Annotated in this window: 17 protein-coding genes and 3 pseudogenes; 5 read left to right on the forward strand and 15 right to left on the reverse strand. The window is 43.6% G+C overall.

Annotated features, from left to right (window positions below; all coding sequences use genetic code 11):
• Positions 1–47: 47 nt before the first annotated feature.
• Both F6K63_RS09210 and F6K63_RS09215 read right to left on the reverse strand, forming a co-directional pair.
• Positions 48–887 carry a class I SAM-dependent methyltransferase gene (locus F6K63_RS09210; RefSeq protein WP_287311799.1) on the reverse strand — a complete coding sequence of 280 codons (840 nt, stop codon included), beginning with the start codon at positions 885–887 and terminating at the stop codon, positions 48–50.
• Between the two features lie 105 nt (positions 888–992).
• A complete protein-coding gene (locus F6K63_RS09215) occupies positions 993–1,115 on the reverse strand; it encodes a hypothetical protein (protein WP_287311801.1) in 123 nt (40 codons plus the stop codon).
• A gap of 143 nt (positions 1,116–1,258) precedes the next feature.
• Here F6K63_RS09215 and F6K63_RS09220 point away from each other — a divergent pair, with 143 nt between their 5' ends.
• The 3 genes from F6K63_RS09220 (at position 1,259) to F6K63_RS09230 (ending at position 3,793) form a co-directional block, all read left to right on the forward strand.
• Positions 1,259–2,107 carry an aspartyl/asparaginyl beta-hydroxylase domain-containing protein gene (locus tag F6K63_RS09220; RefSeq protein WP_287311803.1) on the forward strand — a complete coding sequence of 283 codons (849 nt, stop codon included), beginning with the start codon at positions 1,259–1,261 and terminating at the stop codon, positions 2,105–2,107.
• A 316-nt stretch (positions 2,108–2,423) separates the two neighbouring features.
• Positions 2,424–3,050, forward strand: coding sequence for a class I SAM-dependent methyltransferase (locus F6K63_RS09225; protein WP_287311805.1), 627 nt, complete (start codon positions 2,424–2,426; stop codon positions 3,048–3,050).
• On the forward strand, positions 3,050–3,793 hold the full coding sequence (locus F6K63_RS09230; protein ID WP_287251070.1) for a phosphocholine cytidylyltransferase family protein: 744 nt from the start codon (positions 3,050–3,052) through the stop codon (positions 3,791–3,793). Before F6K63_RS09225 ends, F6K63_RS09230 begins: the two co-directional genes overlap by 1 nt.
• A gap of 57 nt (positions 3,794–3,850) precedes the next feature.
• Here F6K63_RS09230 and F6K63_RS09235 read toward each other — a convergent pair.
• From F6K63_RS09235 to F6K63_RS09265, 7 genes and pseudogenes are all read right to left on the reverse strand, one after another.
• Positions 3,851–4,015, reverse strand: a pseudogene (locus tag F6K63_RS09235) (transposase); the annotation flags it as partial.
• A gap of 92 nt (positions 4,016–4,107) precedes the next feature.
• Complete coding sequence (locus tag F6K63_RS09240; RefSeq protein ID WP_287311808.1) at positions 4,108–4,935, reverse strand: class I SAM-dependent methyltransferase; 828 nt, start codon at positions 4,933–4,935, stop codon at positions 4,108–4,110.
• A gap of 577 nt (positions 4,936–5,512) precedes the next feature.
• Positions 5,513–6,871, reverse strand: coding sequence for an aromatic ring-hydroxylating dioxygenase subunit alpha (locus F6K63_RS09245; RefSeq protein ID WP_008191526.1), 1,359 nt, complete (start codon positions 6,869–6,871; stop codon positions 5,513–5,515).
• 135 nt (positions 6,872–7,006) lie between these two features.
• Positions 7,007–7,855, reverse strand: coding sequence for a DUF3598 family protein (locus F6K63_RS09250; protein ID WP_008191524.1), 849 nt, complete (start codon positions 7,853–7,855; stop codon positions 7,007–7,009).
• 882 nt (positions 7,856–8,737) lie between these two features.
• Positions 8,738–9,844, reverse strand: a complete 1,107-nt coding sequence (locus tag F6K63_RS09255) for an alpha/beta hydrolase family protein (RefSeq protein WP_287311810.1) — start codon at positions 9,842–9,844, stop codon at positions 8,738–8,740.
• A 123-nt stretch (positions 9,845–9,967) separates the two neighbouring features.
• Positions 9,968–10,105: pseudogene (locus tag F6K63_RS09260) on the reverse strand (transposase); the annotation flags it as partial.
• Positions 10,106–10,262: 157 nt separating this feature from the next.
• Complete coding sequence (locus F6K63_RS09265) at positions 10,263–10,430, reverse strand: hypothetical protein (RefSeq protein ID WP_271970139.1); 168 nt, start codon at positions 10,428–10,430, stop codon at positions 10,263–10,265.
• A gap of 364 nt (positions 10,431–10,794) precedes the next feature.
• Between F6K63_RS09265 and F6K63_RS09270 the strand changes: the two are divergent.
• Positions 10,795–11,484 (forward strand): annotated as a pseudogene (locus tag F6K63_RS09270) (HAD family hydrolase); the annotation flags it as partial.
• A 45-nt stretch (positions 11,485–11,529) separates the two neighbouring features.
• Here F6K63_RS09270 and F6K63_RS09275 read toward each other — a convergent pair.
• The 5 genes from F6K63_RS09275 to F6K63_RS09295 form a co-directional block, all read right to left on the reverse strand.
• A complete protein-coding gene (locus F6K63_RS09275; RefSeq protein ID WP_287311813.1) occupies positions 11,530–12,942 on the reverse strand; it encodes an RNA-guided endonuclease InsQ/TnpB family protein in 1,413 nt (470 codons plus the stop codon).
• Between the two features lie 334 nt (positions 12,943–13,276).
• Entirely contained in the window at positions 13,277–14,074 is a 798-nt protein-coding gene (gene trpA, locus F6K63_RS09280) for a tryptophan synthase subunit alpha (RefSeq protein ID WP_008182188.1), read from the reverse strand.
• Positions 14,075–14,088: 14 nt separating this feature from the next.
• Entirely contained in the window at positions 14,089–14,454 is a 366-nt protein-coding gene (locus F6K63_RS09285; RefSeq protein WP_008182190.1) for a DUF3007 family protein, read from the reverse strand.
• A 30-nt stretch (positions 14,455–14,484) separates the two neighbouring features.
• A complete protein-coding gene (gene ndhL, locus F6K63_RS09290) occupies positions 14,485–14,670 on the reverse strand; it encodes an NAD(P)H-quinone oxidoreductase subunit L (RefSeq protein WP_229414425.1) in 186 nt (61 codons plus the stop codon).
• Positions 14,597–14,758, reverse strand: a complete 162-nt coding sequence (locus F6K63_RS09295; RefSeq protein WP_229414427.1) for a hypothetical protein — start codon at positions 14,756–14,758, stop codon at positions 14,597–14,599. The genes ndhL and F6K63_RS09295 overlap by 74 nt, the downstream gene beginning before the upstream one ends.
• A 1,168-nt stretch (positions 14,759–15,926) precedes the next feature.
• Here F6K63_RS09295 and F6K63_RS09300 point away from each other — a divergent pair.
• Positions 15,927–16,271, forward strand: a complete 345-nt coding sequence (locus tag F6K63_RS09300; protein ID WP_008181312.1) for a DUF4351 domain-containing protein — start codon at positions 15,927–15,929, stop codon at positions 16,269–16,271.
• Between the two features lie 61 nt (positions 16,272–16,332).
• On the opposite strand, the gene F6K63_RS09305 is transcribed toward F6K63_RS09300, so the two are convergent.
• On the reverse strand, positions 16,333–16,809 hold the full coding sequence (locus F6K63_RS09305; protein ID WP_008181315.1) for a CYTH domain-containing protein: 477 nt from the start codon (positions 16,807–16,809) through the stop codon (positions 16,333–16,335).
• Between the last annotated feature and the right edge of the window lie 806 nt (positions 16,810–17,615).

Here is a 17,615-nt window from a genome sequence, read left to right on the forward strand (position 1 = left end):
AAAGGTCGTTAATTCACGTCCTTCTAGAAATTAAAACATGGAGGCTCTCAACTCTGTTTCTTGTAGGCATAAACAAAGGTAGTTTGCCCCAATTTTTGGCGCAAACTTTCCCGTTGCTCAAGATAGTGAACGATGCTTCCATCCTTGTTCATATTTCCAACTCGCTCCAATGCTTGTTCTAATTCCCCTTGCTTCGCCAAAGACCAAGTAGAATCACCATTCCGATAGGTTTGCTTGAGGGGGCCTTCTGGGTCAAGGTAATTGTCACCTTGCATAACAGCATGAATTGGGACAACAATGCCCCCAAAGCAAAAGCCAGCTTGATCCAATTTCTCAGTAATGCATGCTATTGGTGGCATACGTTTAGCGATTCTCGATACCGCGTCTGGAATCAGATCAGCCCACCAAAATCCATCATAAATCTGGGGATGACTGCTGGTATTACACACAAATACGCCTTGGGGACGCAGCACTCGATACGCTTGCTCAAACACCTGGTCCAGTTCAGGAAAATTTTCCTGAGCTGCGTCTTCCGAACCCAAGTGATGGAGAACCTGGTTACACATTATCCCATCAAAGGTTTGATTCTCATAGGGAAGATCGATAAGACTGCCTTGATCTAAGTGAATATTGGGGTGATTGCGGAACTTTTCTTTTGCTTGCGCCAACATTCCCCCATTGAATTCTAGACCCCACAGGCTATTGACTTTGCTATTCAACGTCTGGATATAGTTTCCAGTACCACAGCCACCATCCAAGATCACCTGTTCTGGCAAAGGACGAGGGGTAGTCGCAAAGCAACCCAATAAAATCTCAACCCCGATTGGGATACGAGTCGTGTCGTAGTTTTTGGATGTATCCTGATAGTTTTCATATTCTTTAATCATGGCTTTGCTTTTACAATTTTCGGTCTTATCGATGATGTTTTATGTACTCATAATACTACACTGAGGTATACAATAAATATGTTTTTATGGGCGTTGCTGACTGAATTAAGCAATGAATAGCAGTGGGGTGGGCATCCTGCCTGCTCGGGAATTGTAAGAGGCAAGATGCCCGTTCCACAACAAGATGCCCGTTCCACAACAAGATGCCCGTTCCACCAATATGCCCATTCCAAAAGTTTACCCCCCTCCAGGATTGATCAACTTAAAGTTAGCCTCAGAAATTAGATCACATCATTATCCGCTTAACTGTTCAAGGGGGTAGAATTAGGAACGAGAATATTACACACAATTAACCATAAAAAATATTAACGATGAAAAAATACATTAAATATATCCAAGACTCTCGGGATATCGCTAGATTATTAAATGGTGTAGAATCCGAAAATTTAAACAACTTATTTTGGTATGACTTACCCTTAAAATATGCAGTCAGTTGGCGCGGAATTTTTCACATATTTAACGCACACATATTCCAACGAAAACGAGATGCGATTGCCAAAAATTACGACATCAATACTATTTACTATTCCCACAGGGAAGAAGATGGTATCAACCATCCGAACCCTAGTGTTTGGTACTGTACATCCCTCAACAGTAAACCGTGGTTTGATGATAACGATGAAATTACCTCAATCCTCGAACAAAATGCCGAAATAATTATATCTGAGTACAACAAAATAGATGAATATATGAAAGAACATCCCGATAATGTTAGCTTAATGGGGTCAGGTCAATGGAATGGTATATTTATTTTTTCTACTGGGCGAGAGAAACAAGCTATAGCATATTTATGCCCAAAAACACTTTCAATACTCGAAAAATTACCCCTTTGTATTAACTTTGGTTTTGTGCTGTTTTCCGAGTTAGTTTATGATAGTCATATATTGCCCCATAGTGGTTCTTCAAACTTAAGATTGAGATACCATTTAGGAGTGCGCATACCCGAACCAGAAAGTGCAAAAATACGAGTAGGAAATGAATGGCGCTTTTGGCACCAAGGTAAAGCTATGGCGTTTGACGATTCATTTGAGCATGAAGTATTGCATCAAGGGGAAAAATCAAGAGTTGTCTTAGTTATCGATGTATGGCATCCCTCATTAACTGAAGAAGATATCAAAATACTCAGTCATCCAGTTTTTGCAACTTATGGTAAACTGTGACGGATAAATATGACGTTATTCAGTTCTATTTGCGAACGCTTAAACTGGTCAATCAAATAATACAATCTGAATAATTTATATTAATATAATATAAAAATTTTAATGTGTTCTATATAAACACCATAGAACATGATTTGTATCTTTTCCCAAATCATAATTGCTGAATAGAGATGCTCACTGTAGACAAAGTAATACATTAGGGTGTAACATACATATTGTTTTAGAGCTATTTAAAGATTAGACATTGCAGAACAATTGGCACGACATCTGGAATCGCAGACAGGCTGATCACGTAGAGCAGCCAACTTTAGTTTCTTTGCTGGTTGCAAATGGCTACGATCCTCCCTGGTCATCAGGTGTGCAAGAGTCTGGCTGGATGGCTTATGGGAAGCATATCGCGGCTCGGCTCAACATCACCCCAAAGGATTCATTGTTGGAAGTTGGGTGTGGTGCAGGTGCTTTTCTCTATCCGTTTTACCAACAAGGAAACCCCGTCGCGGGAATTGATTACTCAGCTAACTTGGTCAAGATTGCCCGAGCGGCCATGCCCCAAGCCACGATCAGCCTAGGAGAAGCAATTGATCTACCAAGAGACCGTCAATTCGATGTTGTGGTGTCAGGGGGGGTCTTCCATTATTTCCCAACCTATGAGTATGCAGCAGAGGTCCTCCGGGGCATGGTTCAAATCGCCCAGAAAAGTATCGGCGTTCTTGATCTTCCTGATCTGTCTAAGCAGGAAGCAGCAATCAGTGCCCGGAAAGCAGCCATCGGAGATGCGGAATATGAGGAGAGGTATCGGGGACTCGATCATTTGTACTACAGCAAGGACTGGTTCCAACAAGTTCTAGCAACTGAGTCGGTTCAGGTAACGACTGAAGATCAGTGCCTTCAAGCCTACGACAATAGCAAATATCGTTTCAATGTCTTGATTCATAAACACTAATGGAAGTAGAAACAGCTGTTATTCTAGCTGCTGGTATGGGCATTAGACTGCAGGAACTAGGGCAATCGACTCCTAAAGGGTTTCTCCAGTTGGGAGAGCAACCCATTATTGAGGAATCGATAGAGCGCCTGACTGCCTGCGGTATGCAGCGCATCATCATTGTCACTGGTCATTTATCTGACTTTTATGAGCGTCTGCAGCAACGTTTTAATGACCAGATATTGACGGTTCATAACCCACACTATGCCGAATCAGGTACCATGTATTCCCTCTATTGTGCCCGTGATCTGATTGAGGGTGATTTTCTGTTGTTGGAATCAGATCTGATTTACGAACAGCGTGCTTTGACAGCAGTCTTGAACTTTCCTAAAGACAATGTCGTCTTGCTATCTGGTCAAACCAATGCTGGTGATGAAGTGTATGTAGAAACTTCAGGTGAGACAATCGTTGCGATGTCTAAAAATAAGGCTGAACTGGGGAGTCAAATTGCCGGTGAATTGGTCGGTATTTCCAAAATATCCCAGCCTTTGTTTCAAAGTATGTTGGCCCAAGCCACCGTAGGATTTAAAACGAGCCTCAAGCTGAATTATGAAACTGATGGGCTGATAGCAGCAGCAAAATCCTATCCAGTTTACTATACGGTGATTAGCGATCTACTCTGGGCAGAAATTGATGACCGATACCAGCTTGCCAGAGCAACAGAGCAAATCTACCCAGCAATTCTCCAGAAAGATGCTCAGTGACAGCACATTGGCAGATGGCCTTTATAGCACTGCGCGCTGTTATATTTACAGATCCTGTCAGGCTGCATCGACTACCTTGTCAAGATTAAAATCATACTTAGGCAACTCTTTCCTAATGGCCGTCTTCTCTTTGTGCCACCAATGCTTGATGGGGTTGAAGTCAGGGGAATAGGTGGGCAAGAACAGTAATTAACACCCAGGTTTTTCGATCAGTTCCCTAATGTAAAAAACCTACCCCTGTGAGTGCCCCATCTCCTCATCTGGATCTGTAGTCCTACTTTAAAGAATTGGTATTACTTTAGTTCGGGGAGAGTTCAAGGTTTCTGAGCAGATACAACTAGGGCTGACATAGGCAGAAGCAGTCGATTATTTTGCCTATAGCTTGCCGTTTCCTGGTGAATCGCTGCCCGTATATTGTCAAGGGATTTACTAGTTTGAGCGCGCAGTATACCACCTGTTCTTGCAGTGCCTTTATAAAAAGCATCAAAAAGTTCATCGGCACTGCTAAGTTCCCAGAGTAGGGAAATTTCCTGCACAGAAGGATTCTTAAATCCTAAATTTTGCAAACACTTGAAGCAATAATCCGGTTCACTAAATAGAAAAAATGGCGGCCCTTCTGGAAGAGTAACCTCTGAATTTTTATAGGTCTCAATCGCCTTATTCATAATCTTCAACGCTATCGATTTTTCTGGCTTACTCCACACAGTAAAGCCAAACTTGGCCTGGCTACGAATTACCCGAAATGCTTCACCCAGTGCCTTTTCTGGTTCAGCCAAATGCAAAATTCCAAAGTTCATTACGGCTGCTTGATATCGAGATTCGGCAAAGGGTAATGATTCGGCTTCCCCCTGAAAAAATTCGATCTGGGGATTGAGTTGCCTGGCTTTGGCAACCATAGCGTCTGATAAATCTACCCCCGTCACCTTACATCCTCGCTTCTGGGCCTGGGCAGCGACATAACCAGGACCAGTGGCAATATCAAGTAATTCCATATCCATTGCCGCATTTACACTATCGAGCAGAGTGTCGATAGTTTGGCTAGTCAGAGACGAAAAAGAGGAATGGTATTGGTCTACTGACTGTTGCCATCCACAATATTCAAATTGTCTAAATTCCTTGGGATTATTGGTGGGTATTGTCATCTTTCGGTAATCTTTTTGGTAGCTGTTAGGTAAGAGGATATCTGAAAAGTTTTTTTATACTGAATTTTGCCCCCCTAGCCCCCCAAATTTGGGGGGAAAAAGAGTCAATTTGTTTCTAAAAGTCCCCCAAAATTGGGGGATTTAGGGGGCTTTGATGTAGCAAATGAGACTTCTCAGACAACCTCTAAGCATTCAGCCGTCAGCCGTGAGCTATAGCAGAAGTCAGAAGTCAGAAGTCATTTGTCAGAAGTTAAACTCAAGCCAAACTGTAGTTTGAGACTTTTGTCATGTCCTAATTACCCTGGCGACTGCTATAAGAGCTCACGCTACTTGAGGTGCCGTCAGCAGACTTAACTCATATTAAATGAATGGTTACCTGTTTTATTCAAAAGCTTTTCCCGTAGCGTGGCACAGGCTACTTGAGGTGCTATCAGCTATCAGCCAAAAGCCTGTGGCTACGCTACGGCAACAGTTTATGCCCATAGCGCAAGCTACACCGAACAGCTTTTGAATAAAATAAGCTGACGGCTGATAGCTGACGCCTGAATGCTTACATGGCGTTGAGCCAAAATTAGCCTTAATGACGAGTGTAAGAACGCTCGAAATGGGTTTTAACTTGATGGGCAACTGTTGCTATAACAACGGCTGAGCCAGACCCTAAACTAGCTATTAGTTCAGTCCCAGAACCATCCGTAACTATTGCCAAAGCCGCCAATGCGATCGCTACTCCCACAAAAGTCGTTTTTAACCGGTTGGTTACCTGATAGGCTCGATTGCAGGAACCACAGATTTGAGTATGTCGCCTTAATCGGTCTAGGGGAGCTGGTTGCTGATTATCCTCTCGTTCTTTCTGGGATAGCTTCCTGGTGGAATAGCCTTGATAAAAAGGTAAAGACGTTCCGAACTTATCGAGCCACTTGCGATACTCAATCAACAACATATCCGATGTTTTGAGTTGTAAATACAGTGAGTTTAGGCTTGTTCCCAACCGCTCCACTTCTGCCTGCTGTCCCACCACAAGTGGTAAATCTTCTTCTAAGAATTTGTCTCGGTACCAGTGTTCCATCCAACGAGGCTGTAGCTTCAGTTTCCAGGTAGAGTGATTATTATAATTCCTGATAATAATACGGCATTTGCCTTTACCTAGAGGAAGGGAATAAAGTGCTGCTCCACCGATACGAACTGATTTTTCCCCACTTGAGCTTCTGTAGGTCACTAAATTGGGAGCAACGAAATCAAGGTTTACCCATGGGCTATTCTTTTGCCTGGTTTTTCGGTACCTGCCTCGAATCCCAAAAGTAGAACTTTCCAGGACTTCCATTTCTAAGGGTTGAGCGTATTTTCGACTACTTAGGGTGCCCTCGTGACTGATGTAGAGGTGAGAGGGATCGAGGGCATTTTCTATAAAATAGGTTTGGTCGTAGGGGAGGTCTATCATATAGTCTGAGCTGGCAACTGTAGGATTGTCCAAATCCGCTACAGTTGGGATTCCCTCTTGATCAGCAGCTTCAGGTTTCCCCATCCATACCCAGACAATACCTTGCCGTTCCACAACCGTAAAGGATTGCACACAGGCTTTGGCTGGAATCTTGGCATCTTCTGGTAACTGGGGAATGTGTAAACATTGACCATCTCGACCAAATTGCCAGCCGTGATATAAGCACTCAATTTTACCATCAATGATTTGTCCCTCTGAGAGTTTAGCGGCGCGGTGAGGGCAGCGGTTTGTTAAACAGGCTAGCTTACCATCTTGGTTTCTGAACAAGACCAAAGGCTCGTCGTACAGGGAAAAGCTGTAAGGACGGTCTGTGGGCAGGTCTTGCACAAAGGTAACAGGATACCAGCACTGCTGCCAGTTGAACTCTTGCTGTGTTTCAGCTATAGGAGCGGTGCCAGTTTTTTGTACTGCTTCTGGTGTTTTGGTATCAACTCTCATAGATAACTTCCTCTATGAAACAACTGACCATCAAAGATGGCGAATCTGGAGCTTTTTCGGCACTGACGCCAGCAATACTAAACCTTTAATGTCAATCTTAGTACTAAGGCTTGCTAGACATTGCCCACCCTATTTTTAGACAATCACGCATTCCTGTGTAATCAAATCAGCTGTGCGGGTATCATCCGTGAAGTTAGCAATCCCTCTCTTGATCCGATCGGTGCTGTATCTCCAACTAAGGATAAGAGTGCTATCGTGGCCAGGCTCAAGGGTTTCTGGCACGTTTATGGAAATTCCGTCGGGAAAATCAAAGATTAATCGACCGTCCTTCGGCCAATGGACAGGGTAATCTGGCAGGGGAATTTCATCAAATGTGCCTGATCGTAATACCAGGGTATCTATCGCCTTAATGCTCGGATAATCCCGATTACTTACCTCTGGTCTCTGATTAGACCAGGGAAATGGGACAACGTCAAGTTTCACTTCCCGGAACAAGGAAATCCTGGAGAGTACACATGGATTGCCTGATTCCTTGGAGCGATCGGGGAAATAGCTAATTACCACACTGATACGACGGTTCCCTTCCAACAGGTAAATCTCGGTCAAGTTGACCTGGTCTTTCCTAAAAGGTCTACTCAATATACCAGAGGATTTAGATGAAAACATCGTCGTTGAACTCAGATCGATGGGGTGAGAGATACCTGGACCGCATTTTTCAATAATCCACGTATTTTCTTGGACTTTCGAGGGATCGTCTTGGTTAAGAAAACACACATAATGCTCAATTTGAGATGCATCTGCTAGAGGAGTAAATCTTCTTGTGGAATCAAGGACTTCATCAAGACTTCCGTTACCCTTATATCGAGAAAGAATTCCTTTCCAGGTGAATCCATGATCCTTAATAAAACGATACCATTGTCGGAATAATTTTTCCTCTGACTGGTCAGTTGACTGCTTGTCCTGAATCTGATCACGATCATTCATGGTTCTTTAGTCCCTCTAGTCTGACTTAACCTACTCTAAGTTAACAAAGAAAGCGATTGGCCGTAGGCCACGCTACGCGATCGCTATACTCGCACCTATATACTCGCACCTACAGGATGGCATAGCTCTCGCGATCACCAAGTCAACTCCCTGATGCGATCGCGTAGGGGTTCAATGCTCGCGCATCGCATACCCCAGATTCATAAAACAAATGCGTTCGCGTAGCGGCTCAATGCTCGCGCATCGCATTTTTTTTCAACCCCTTTCTTTCTATTAAATAGATAGCAGTTATCAATCGGGTGAGTTACCCAGCCCTTGGGATTTTAGGGAGTAGGGAGTAGAGAGCAGGGTAAGCCGATAAAAAATTGAGCCAAAATGTGATAAAAGGCAAGTATTATGACCATAGTAATCTTTGATTATCAGCACTATTGTACTTTTTTTCAATAGTTTTTTTCAATATTGTTAGTAATAATTACTCCTTACGGCGGTTTGCATAACTATCAGGTACACATTGTTTCTCCTCTTCCCACTTCCGACTTCCCACTTCCGAACGCGCCCCGCGTGGCCCACGGCCTCAGTCCCTGCTCCCTGCTCCGAAGTCCCTACAAACCCAAAACGAAAGTACCTAACTGAAGTGCAAACCGCTGTATTAATTTTGGCTCTCCTACAATGGGTGTGGTAAATGAGTAGTTTAAATGAGCGATTACCCCTTCAATAGCAAGGGATTCAATGAACTAAAAATGCCATTTTAATAAAAATGCATTTTTAAATTACTCAAAAGCTTACTTAGTAAGGTTTACGGCGATTATTTTATACTAATTTATCATAGCCACTCTAGGAGAGCCTTAATTTTTGCCCTTACCCTGGGCAGCACACTAACCCCTATTTACGCTGCCACAGCCAACTAATACCGCCCATAGCTACTGCCAATACCCCAAACAGGGAACTTGGTTCCGGAACAGTTTTCACCTCAGCAATCACAGTGACATTAGGATCTAATTTTGCCCCTGTATCGAATACAAACTCAAAAGCGTTGGCATCATCTAGAAGATTAGCGCGCAAGAACAAAGCACTCCAACGGGCAATGGTTTCAATCGCTTCATCCTGAGCTAGAGTGGGATTGCTAAAATCGGGTCGCGCACCAGGGGGATTATTAACATTAGTAATACTAAAGTGATTGGCACCTGCAACGGTAATCAATGCCTTGGGAGGATCTTGGATTAACTCAAAAGTCCCCAAAGCTTCCTCAGGGGTTGCCCGAGCATCGAGGCTTCCTTGAACTAAGGCCACAGGAATGCCATCATTAGCCGTAGGAACAAATTCCATTAAGAAGGGATCGAATCGATTTGTACCGTAGAAAGCACCGGCCATAAGTGCTTCTGGACGATTAAAATCATCCAAACAGAGGGGAAAAATACAGGAATCTTCAATCGCGGTTAAACCGACTGCCCCCCCTTGGGAATGACCGAGTAAACCTAGCTTCTCGGTATCCACAATACCCGCAAGCTGGGAATTATAATTCTCGCTTTCTGCAATAATAAAGTCGAAAATCGAGTTAATTTGCGAAGCTTCAGGAAGCAATCCTTCAAAATTAAACTGGGGTAGAGATACCCTATTGTTAGGAACGACAACCACAAAGCCGTAGCTAGCAACCTGAGTCGCAAAACTAGAGTAGAAGGATTTGTCTACCAATCCACCTGGCAAGAGGATGGTAGTGGGAAATAATTCCTTGCTAGTCCTAGATACAACTGGAAAGTAAATGTCTGCCGGATTGCCATTGGTTGTAATGGTAGTACTGAAGCTATCAACTTCAGAAAAAATGGGTGCATCACTGAAAGTGGCAGCAGTGGCTATTTCTGCAGTTCCGAGACTCAGAAAAATAGCACTAGATAGGCTAAGGGAGTATTTTATTCGAGAAGAGGAAAAATTAATGAATTTTGTCAGTTTTATTACTAAAATAATGTTGCCAAAAACACTATAATTTAGCAAATTTTCCGCGCACATTCTAGTCCTGGTACCCTATAGGGATAAGCTGTAAGGACGGTCTGTGGGCAGCTCTTGCAGAAATTTTTCTACCAATTATGGTTCTTCAGTACCTAGTATGCTAAAATATTAGTTAAAATTCCAATTAAGTAAACATCTGGATTGAAAGTTTTTAAAGTTTCTGAATCCATAAGCTGAACGTTTAATAACTTTTAATTTGTTATTAATACCCTCAACCACCCCACTAGTTGTTCCCATCAACAGATACACTGGAGCACTCCTAAGGGAGAGAATATCTAGGAGCCGTATGAGGGGAAACCTTCACGTACGGTTCTGAAGGAGAGGTGCCCCGGATAATACCGGGCATCGACTCTAACCGACTGATATTCCAGGTGAAGTAATGACGACTATGACCAAGTATTGGTTATTGCCATAACACCTTGTCTTGATGCAGTCGCTCATGGGGGAAACCACGCCAGTTGCTCATGGGGGGAACCCCCAAGACCGCACTGGCTCCCCAAGACCGCGCTGCATCGCTAATTTTCTGGGGGGGTTTCCCCCCTTCACCAAGGGTTTTGGAAACTTCTGACATATGTGATTGACATAGCCGTGGATAGTATTTCTACGGCTATTTTTTTTGTAAGTATATGCCCTACGCAGACGCTGCGCTAACAGCAATCAGCGGTCAGCTTTCAGGGGTCAGCGGTTTGCAATTGCTGTTAGGTACTTTCGTTCTTAGTTTTTAGGGAACAGGGAATCGGGAATCCCACACTCTCCCTTTGACTCTAAATGTAAAAACCTACTCCCTCGGTGCGCTAATGCACGTCAACTTTTGCCTCTTGCCTTTTGCCTTTTGCCTTGGGCGTAGCGCTATATTGACAAGATTGGTTTGGTCGGTAAAAATAGCGTTGTTTGCCTTGAAGCGGATCAGCAATTACACCCGAAAAGCCTTAATTATGAAAAAAAGAACGTTCTTAGTTTTCCTATCGATTCTCTTATCAGTGTTTTGCCTAGGAGGCTTTGTGGGATGTCCCCCTGCTGCTGCGGACTATGACCCCTTACTGTCTTGGAATCAGGGTGCGGCTAAGCAAACGATTTTTGACTTTGTGCAAGAGGTTACCAACCCCAACAGTGATAACTACGTTCGTCAAGGCGATCGCATCGCGGTCTTTGATAATGATGGAACCCTGTGGAATGAAAAACCCAAAAATATTTACGGGTTATTTATCAAAGATATGCTAGGGAATGCCTTTTCAAATAAAAGGAATGCCATTTTTGAAGACCTGAAACTGCAGGGATTAACACCGGAAGACTATAAACAGAAGGCGAGGTTCTTTCTGGATAATTCAAAGCATCCAGACTTTGGTATTCCATACATAAAGGTTACTTACCAGCCCATGGTTGAACTGGTCAATTATCTCAGGAGTAATGATTTCAAGGTCTATATTTGTTCTGGGGCGGGACTTGATTTCATTCGCTCCTATGCTGAAGATGCCTACGGTGTTCCCCCTGAAAATATTATTGGTACCACCGTCCAAACCAAGTTTATTACCAAAGACGATGGCTCTCATGTTTTGATTAAGACACCAATACTGGTCAAACCCATTAATAATAACGAAGGTAAAGTAGTGGACATTGACCGCTACATTGGTAAAAAACCAATTATTACCATTGGTAATTCCGATGGTGATTTAGAAATGCTTCAGTACACTGACGACCAAGACGGTCCAGCTTTGATGATGCTGGTTCACCACGATGATCCCCGCGAATATGTATACGATACAGGTGCCGAGAATGCTCTCCGGGAGGCCGACGCTCGTGGTTGGACAGTTATCAGTATGAAAGAGGATTTCTTGACACTCCCCGGTCATTAGACCCGGGGATTCTTCGCTCAACGACCCGACTTGCTGAACCTGGCCGGAACCAAGAACAGTAGAGGTCAGATCTCCCGAAGCGTTGGGATCTATGATCCAGGTTCCGGTGTGCCCCACCGTACCCAAGGCTCTCTTTAAAATATTGATCGCGGCGTTGTGGTCACGGTCTAGTTCACAGCCACATTCGCAGACGTGGGTTCTGGTTGATAGTGACTTTTTTACTACCTCGCCGCATTCTGAGCAGTTTTGGCTTGTATAAGCAGGATTCACTGCAACAGTGACTCTGCCAAACTTCTGACCAAAATGCTCCAACCATTTCCTAAATTGATACCAACCAGCGTCATTAATAGATTTAGCTAGACAGTGATTTTTGACTAGATTCTTGACTCTCAAATCTTCATAGGCGACCAGGTCGTTAGACCGGATTACGCAACGTGCCAGTCTCTTGGCATGTTCTTCACGTTGCCTACTTATTTTGAGGTGCTGCCTAGCTAATTGATTAATGGCTTTTTTTCGGTTGGATGAGCCTTTCTTTTTCCGATAAACTCGGCGTTGATAAAACTTTAAGCGCTTTTCACCGGCTCTATAAAAACGGGGATTAGGTTCGGTATTTCCTCTAGAATCGGTGTATAATTCTTTTAGCCCTACATCCAATCCCAAAGTGGCATCAGCCGGTTCTAATTGTTCTTTTACGTCAACAGAAACGCAAAACTGAATGTAGTAGCCATCAGCTCTTTTTACTATGCGAACTCGCTTGATTTGATTCTTGTCGAAGCGCCACAAATCCCATGTACCCTTGAGCTTTAGCTTTCCGATTCCTTTTTTGTCACTGAAGGTGATTCGGCAAAGCCGACGCTTCGCGAACGACTTTTTGTCAGGGGATAACTTCCATCCTGACTGCTTGTATTCAACCGATCTACAATGATTTTGGAATTTCGGAAAACCTTTCTTCCCAGGAACTTTTTTCTTGCAATTCTCAAAAAAGCGAGAAATCGATGACCATGCTCTTTCAGCCGCAGCCTGTCGAGCCGTTGAGTTTAATTCATTAGCAAAGGAAAACTCTTTAGCCAGTACTTTACTGTACTTGCTGAGGTCATATTTCCCTGTCCCTTTGTTATCAATCCACAGACGAATGCAGCTATTGCGAATAAATTTAACCGTCCGAATAGCCTCGTCAATAGCTAGATACTGATGAGGGTTACCATATGCTTTGAACTCAATAATAATCATTGACCTTCGATCACGCTACGCGAACGAATTTCGATCTCTTTTGATATATTGTTGTGCTAACACGCCTAGCATAATCTGTCAAGTCCTCACCAAGTTTTTTTTCACGGCGACTAAAGTCGCTATGAGCTTTCATCCCCGGTTTAAAAACGCGGGGCTTTCAGCTTTGGGAGTTACGTAACAGTGTTTGGAAACGAAATCCATAAATCCCAGAAAGAATTTCAATCCGAGAATGTATCTGGATATCAAACAGAATCTAAATACGAAGGATTAATCCGATCAGTAGTTTGTGATCGGTATCCTAGACAGTAAATGCCAAGCCTGAGTAACCATGGCTTCACTCTGTAATCGCTAATTTCAGGCTTTGGCAAAAGTCTCCAATGGCTGACAACCCTTCTGATGGCGTCCCATCTGCCAAACGCTTTACTATAGCGCTACCTACAATCACGGCATCTGCTCCCCAATCTTTGACCTGCTTAGCCTGTTCTGGCTCGGAGATACCAAAGCCAACCCCGATCGGCTTATCGGTTACATCACGCATCTGATTGAGTAAGTCTTTTACCCGTGATTGCAGCTGAGTTCTCATCCCGGTGACACCGGTAACACTGACTAAGTAAATAAAGCCTTGAGACTGTTTAGCGATCGCTTCAATCCGTTCTGTTGGTGAAGTTGGTGCCACTAACAATATCACTTCAATCCCAAGCTCTGCTGCGGGTTTCAGCAAAATTTCAGCTTCTTCGAGGGGTAAATCAGGCACCACTAACCCTTTCGCCCCCACTTGAGCAATCTGCTCTAAAAACGAATTAATCCCTCGGTTGAGAATGGGATTGTAGTAGGTAAATAAGACAATTGGCGCTTGTAACTCTGGGCTAACCTCCTTTACCATTGCCAGAACATCATCCAACTGCACACCTTTTTGTAATGCTCTAGTAGCAGCAGCATGGATAGTTGGACCATCGGCCAAAGGATCGGAATAGGGTACTCCCAGTTCAATGATGTCAGCACCAGATTGGTCGAGTACCCGCAAGGCTTTGGCTGTGGTTTCTAAATCGGGATCCCCAGCGGTAATAAAAGGAATCAGAGCACACTGGGAGTTAGATCTCAGGGATCCGAAGCAATCGGAAATTTTTGTCATTGGTCATTCGTCATCTAGTTTTGCCCCTGCCCCTCCTGCTTAAGAGGGGATATAGAGGAATCGCCCTCTGCCTTAGTCAAACGCTTTTCCTGTTCCACCTCTGCTTGGAGTTGGGCAAGTTCTTCTGGTGTCATTTCTTCGAGCCGCTTTTGCAGGACAGCATCTTTATACTCTTTCACCTGCTGGTTATAGGTCATGGTTTGGGTCAGGGCTCGAAACAAGTAGGTTAGCACCCACCCAAATAACCCCCCAACCAAGAGGACTTGACTCCAAATCCCGGCTTTAATTTGATCGTACCCAGCCAGCTGAAAGATCAAGTAGGCTATGCCGCCAGCAGCAAAGATACCAAGGGCAATTCCAATCGCGTCAATTCGTCGCATGAATTACTAATGATCGCTTAAGTAACTGACTTACCCTTGTGGCTGACGCCGCTTGGGGCGGAGGTTTAAGATTGGACTGAAGAGTAATAAACCTGGAAAGAATAAGAAGACCAGGAAGTACATGAAGCCTCGCTCGAAGGAGCTAACAACGTACCACCGTTTCTGTAGGTAAAGATAGATGGCGAGAGGGAATACCAATAAGTAGGCTCCTGCCAAAGACAGGTACAGTATCGCAGTAATCATAGAATTTTGGTTTAGGACACAGAAGACAAAAATGCGATCGCGTAGCGTGACCTACGGTCAATCGCTTTTAGCAGCTCCTACGGAGCATCGCGTAGCGTGACCATTCGCTTAGCGTGGCCCAAAGGCCAAGGTCAATCGCTCAACCCTACTATACTACCTTAGGTCGAACATGCTGCCCTGTGTTGCCCCAAAGCCAGAGTTTGCCCCCTCTTGAAAATTTCAACAACAGTATACTTGCATAGTAGACCCAGTTCATGTTTAAATAGAAAACAGTGAAATCACAGAGGTTGATGGGTAAAGACAAACCCACAGCTATCTAACTCAACCAGGGGGCGTGGCGGAATGGTAGACGCTACGGACTTAAGGAAATTGAGCACTGATAGAGAAATCTGTCATGTGAATGCTCTCAAATTCAGGGAAACCTAAGTCTGGTAACAGATAAGGCAATCCTGAGCCAAGCCGGGAAAACCTCTCGGAAGGTGCAGAGACTCGACGGGAGCTACCCTAACGTTAAGCCGAGGGTAAAGGGAGAGTCCAATTCTCAAGAGCCAGCTATGGCAGTAGCGAAAGCTACGGGAGAATGAAAATCCGTTGACCTTAAACGGTCGTGTGGGTTCAAGTCCCACCGCCCCCATTTTTACCTACGAAAGAGATATTTTCAGAGCAGGGAAACAGGGTTTGGTGATTAATTAGATTAATCAGCCGAACTAGAGAAAATTAATGATTAACCCAGCAGCGGACAAGACATCCTAAACTTATATCACTTCATCGACTGGTTGACACTCCCCGCCCTGGAAGGACGGGGATTCTTGCTTCCACGGGGTGACTTGTTTAACCAGGCCGGAGCCAGGATAAATAGAGGTCTCCTCTCCACAAGCGTATTTGGTCTATGACCTAGGTTTCGGTGTGCCCCACCGTACCTTGTCTTGATGCAGTCGCTCATGGTGGAGACCCCCAATACCGCGCTGCATCGCTTTCTTTATCTATTTAACTAGATACTTTTTTATCTAAATTTTTCATAGACATTTAAGTCGTTAGACCCAATTACGCAATATGTAAGCTCTACATATTTTTTACGTTGCCTACTTATGTTTAGATAGTATCTAGCTGGTACAAAAGTTTATTGCTTATACTTTTACAATAGCACACTAGCGTGCAAACTTTCAATACGAAGTCTAAAAGAAAAGCCGTCCTAGAACCACGAGGCTTTAAACCCAATAATTTTGGTAATGCACTTACCTGAAGGACTAGAACAAGCCTTTAGTGAAGAACTTAACCAGTACGAACAGGAGGTCAACATGAAGTATGTCACGAGTATCGAAAGGTTGGGAATTAAGCAAGGTCGTCAGGAAGGTATTTTAGAAGGTCGTCAAGAAGGTCGTCAGGAAGGAGCTGAGCGACTGCTACTACGATTGCTTCACAGGCGCTTTGGAGACCTATCCCCTGAGATTCAAGCTCGTGTTAAGGGGTTGAGTGTCGAAAAGTTAGAACAGTTAATGGATGTGGCCATTGATGTAGAATCTCTTGAGCAATTAGTAGAGCATCTGCCAGCACTACCGGAAGCCGCTGATTAAAACAACTCCTGATATATAAATCCAAATTCTGTTCCATACCCCACACCCCACACCCTATAGCCTAGATTCTGTGTAACCATTGACTATAGGGATGCTGAACTAAATTGGAGTTGAAGTATCTCGGATCATCAGATACTTCAATTCCAATCCATTCTGGTAGTTCAATATGCTGATTTTCATCAGTTAGTTCAACTTCTGCCAAAATTAATCCTTGATTATCCCCAGCAAACTCATCCACTTCCCAAATCAAGCCAGCGTGTTCAATTTTATAACGAGTTTTCTCAATTAGGGGACCCTGGCACAAAGTATCGAGCATTTCTTGAGCATCCGAGCCTGGGATAGGATACTCATACTCTTTTCTAGAAAAACCCACCTTTGGACTTTTGATAGTAAGATATCCTTGATCTCCCACCAGGCGCACCCGGACAGTAGTGCGGTTGGTTGTACGAATGTAACCTTGGCGATAAACACTACCAGTGCCTAGTTTCCGCCACTCTTCGCCTTTTACTAGAAATTTGCGTTCGATTTCCGTTGCCATAGGTACAAAGTATAGTGTGTATAGTGTGTATAGTGTGTATAGTGTGTATAGGTATTATTAGTCATTGGTTACTTTAAAATTGACCATTGTTCATTAACTATTGTTGATTGTCAATTTTAAAATCCGAGCAAGTCCGAACCATTATGCTTATTGCTATAGTAATCAAAAACTTGACAATCTTGCCTATTTAGTTAGCAATACCTTCATAGTCAACCACCAGACTTAATCCGGATTCATTTATTGTCCGACGAAATATAAAAATAATAGAGCAAATTTTATAGAGTTACTCATATATAAACTCATCCGTGCGACTCAGGTAAATAACTAATGTACATAAAATTATTAGGATAAACGTCGATTTACCAAGAATCAAAAACCCAAAATAGTGGAGCAGCAGCATTAATTGATGAAATGAAAAAATTTGCCAAATTAGCTGAAGAGTTAGAAAAGCAAACCAAAGAGTCTAGCGAACAAGGCTATTCAGGCAAAGGCCATAACATCTGGTGAACGAGTATAGTTAGGATAAAAGAACTATACTCACACTCTTATTGATTGGCTAAACTAATGTAGGGTAAACGAGTGTAGGGTGAACCAGTCAGTGAAAGATTTTCAGGTTTAGCAATCGGGATGACTACGAGCAAGATTTTCGGCGTTGCTGAATTAAGGAATGAATTCGCGTTCATCTGGTGAAAGTTAAAGCCCCCTAAATCCCCCAACTTTGCGGTGCGACCCAAGGGCGATTTACTCGCCCTAGGAGGCGCGCACCGGAAGGGACTTTGAAGGTCTTATTCCCCCCAGAATTGGGG

The organism is Moorena sp. SIO1G6, from assembly GCF_010672795.1.
GTDB lineage: Bacteria > Cyanobacteriota > Cyanobacteriia > Cyanobacteriales > Coleofasciculaceae > Moorena > Moorena producens.

Bases quoted from the DNA above. Each gene is read 5' to 3' on its own strand.
- F6K63_RS09210 (WP_287311799.1), bottom strand. From the start codon at position 887: ATGATTAAAGAATATGAAAACTATCAGGATACATCCAAAAACTACGAC.
- F6K63_RS09215 (WP_287311801.1), bottom strand. From the start codon at position 1,115: ATGGGCATATTGGTGGAACGGGCATCTTGTTGTGGAACGGGCATCTTG.
- F6K63_RS09220 (WP_287311803.1), top strand. From the start codon at position 1,259: ATGAAAAAATACATTAAATATATCCAAGACTCTCGGGATATCGCTAGA.
- F6K63_RS09230 (WP_287251070.1), top strand. From the start codon at position 3,050: ATGGAAGTAGAAACAGCTGTTATTCTAGCTGCTGGTATGGGCATTAGA.
- F6K63_RS09240 (WP_287311808.1), bottom strand. From the start codon at position 4,935: ATGACAATACCCACCAATAATCCCAAGGAATTTAGACAATTTGAATAT.
- F6K63_RS09245 (WP_008191526.1), bottom strand. From the start codon at position 6,871: ATGAGAGTTGATACCAAAACACCAGAAGCAGTACAAAAAACTGGCACC.
- F6K63_RS09250 (WP_008191524.1), bottom strand. From the start codon at position 7,855: ATGAATGATCGTGATCAGATTCAGGACAAGCAGTCAACTGACCAGTCA.
- F6K63_RS09265 (WP_271970139.1), bottom strand. From the start codon at position 10,430: ATGTCAGAAGTTTCCAAAACCCTTGGTGAAGGGGGGAAACCCCCCCAG.
- F6K63_RS09275 (WP_287311813.1), bottom strand. From the start codon at position 12,942: ATGATTATTATTGAGTTCAAAGCATATGGTAACCCTCATCAGTATCTA.
- trpA (WP_008182188.1), bottom strand. From the start codon at position 14,074: ATGACAAAAATTTCCGATTGCTTCGGATCCCTGAGATCTAACTCCCAG.
- F6K63_RS09285 (WP_008182190.1), bottom strand. From the start codon at position 14,454: ATGCGACGAATTGACGCGATTGGAATTGCCCTTGGTATCTTTGCTGCT.
- F6K63_RS09300 (WP_008181312.1), top strand. From the start codon at position 15,927: ATGCACTTACCTGAAGGACTAGAACAAGCCTTTAGTGAAGAACTTAAC.
- F6K63_RS09305 (WP_008181315.1), bottom strand. From the start codon at position 16,809: ATGGCAACGGAAATCGAACGCAAATTTCTAGTAAAAGGCGAAGAGTGG.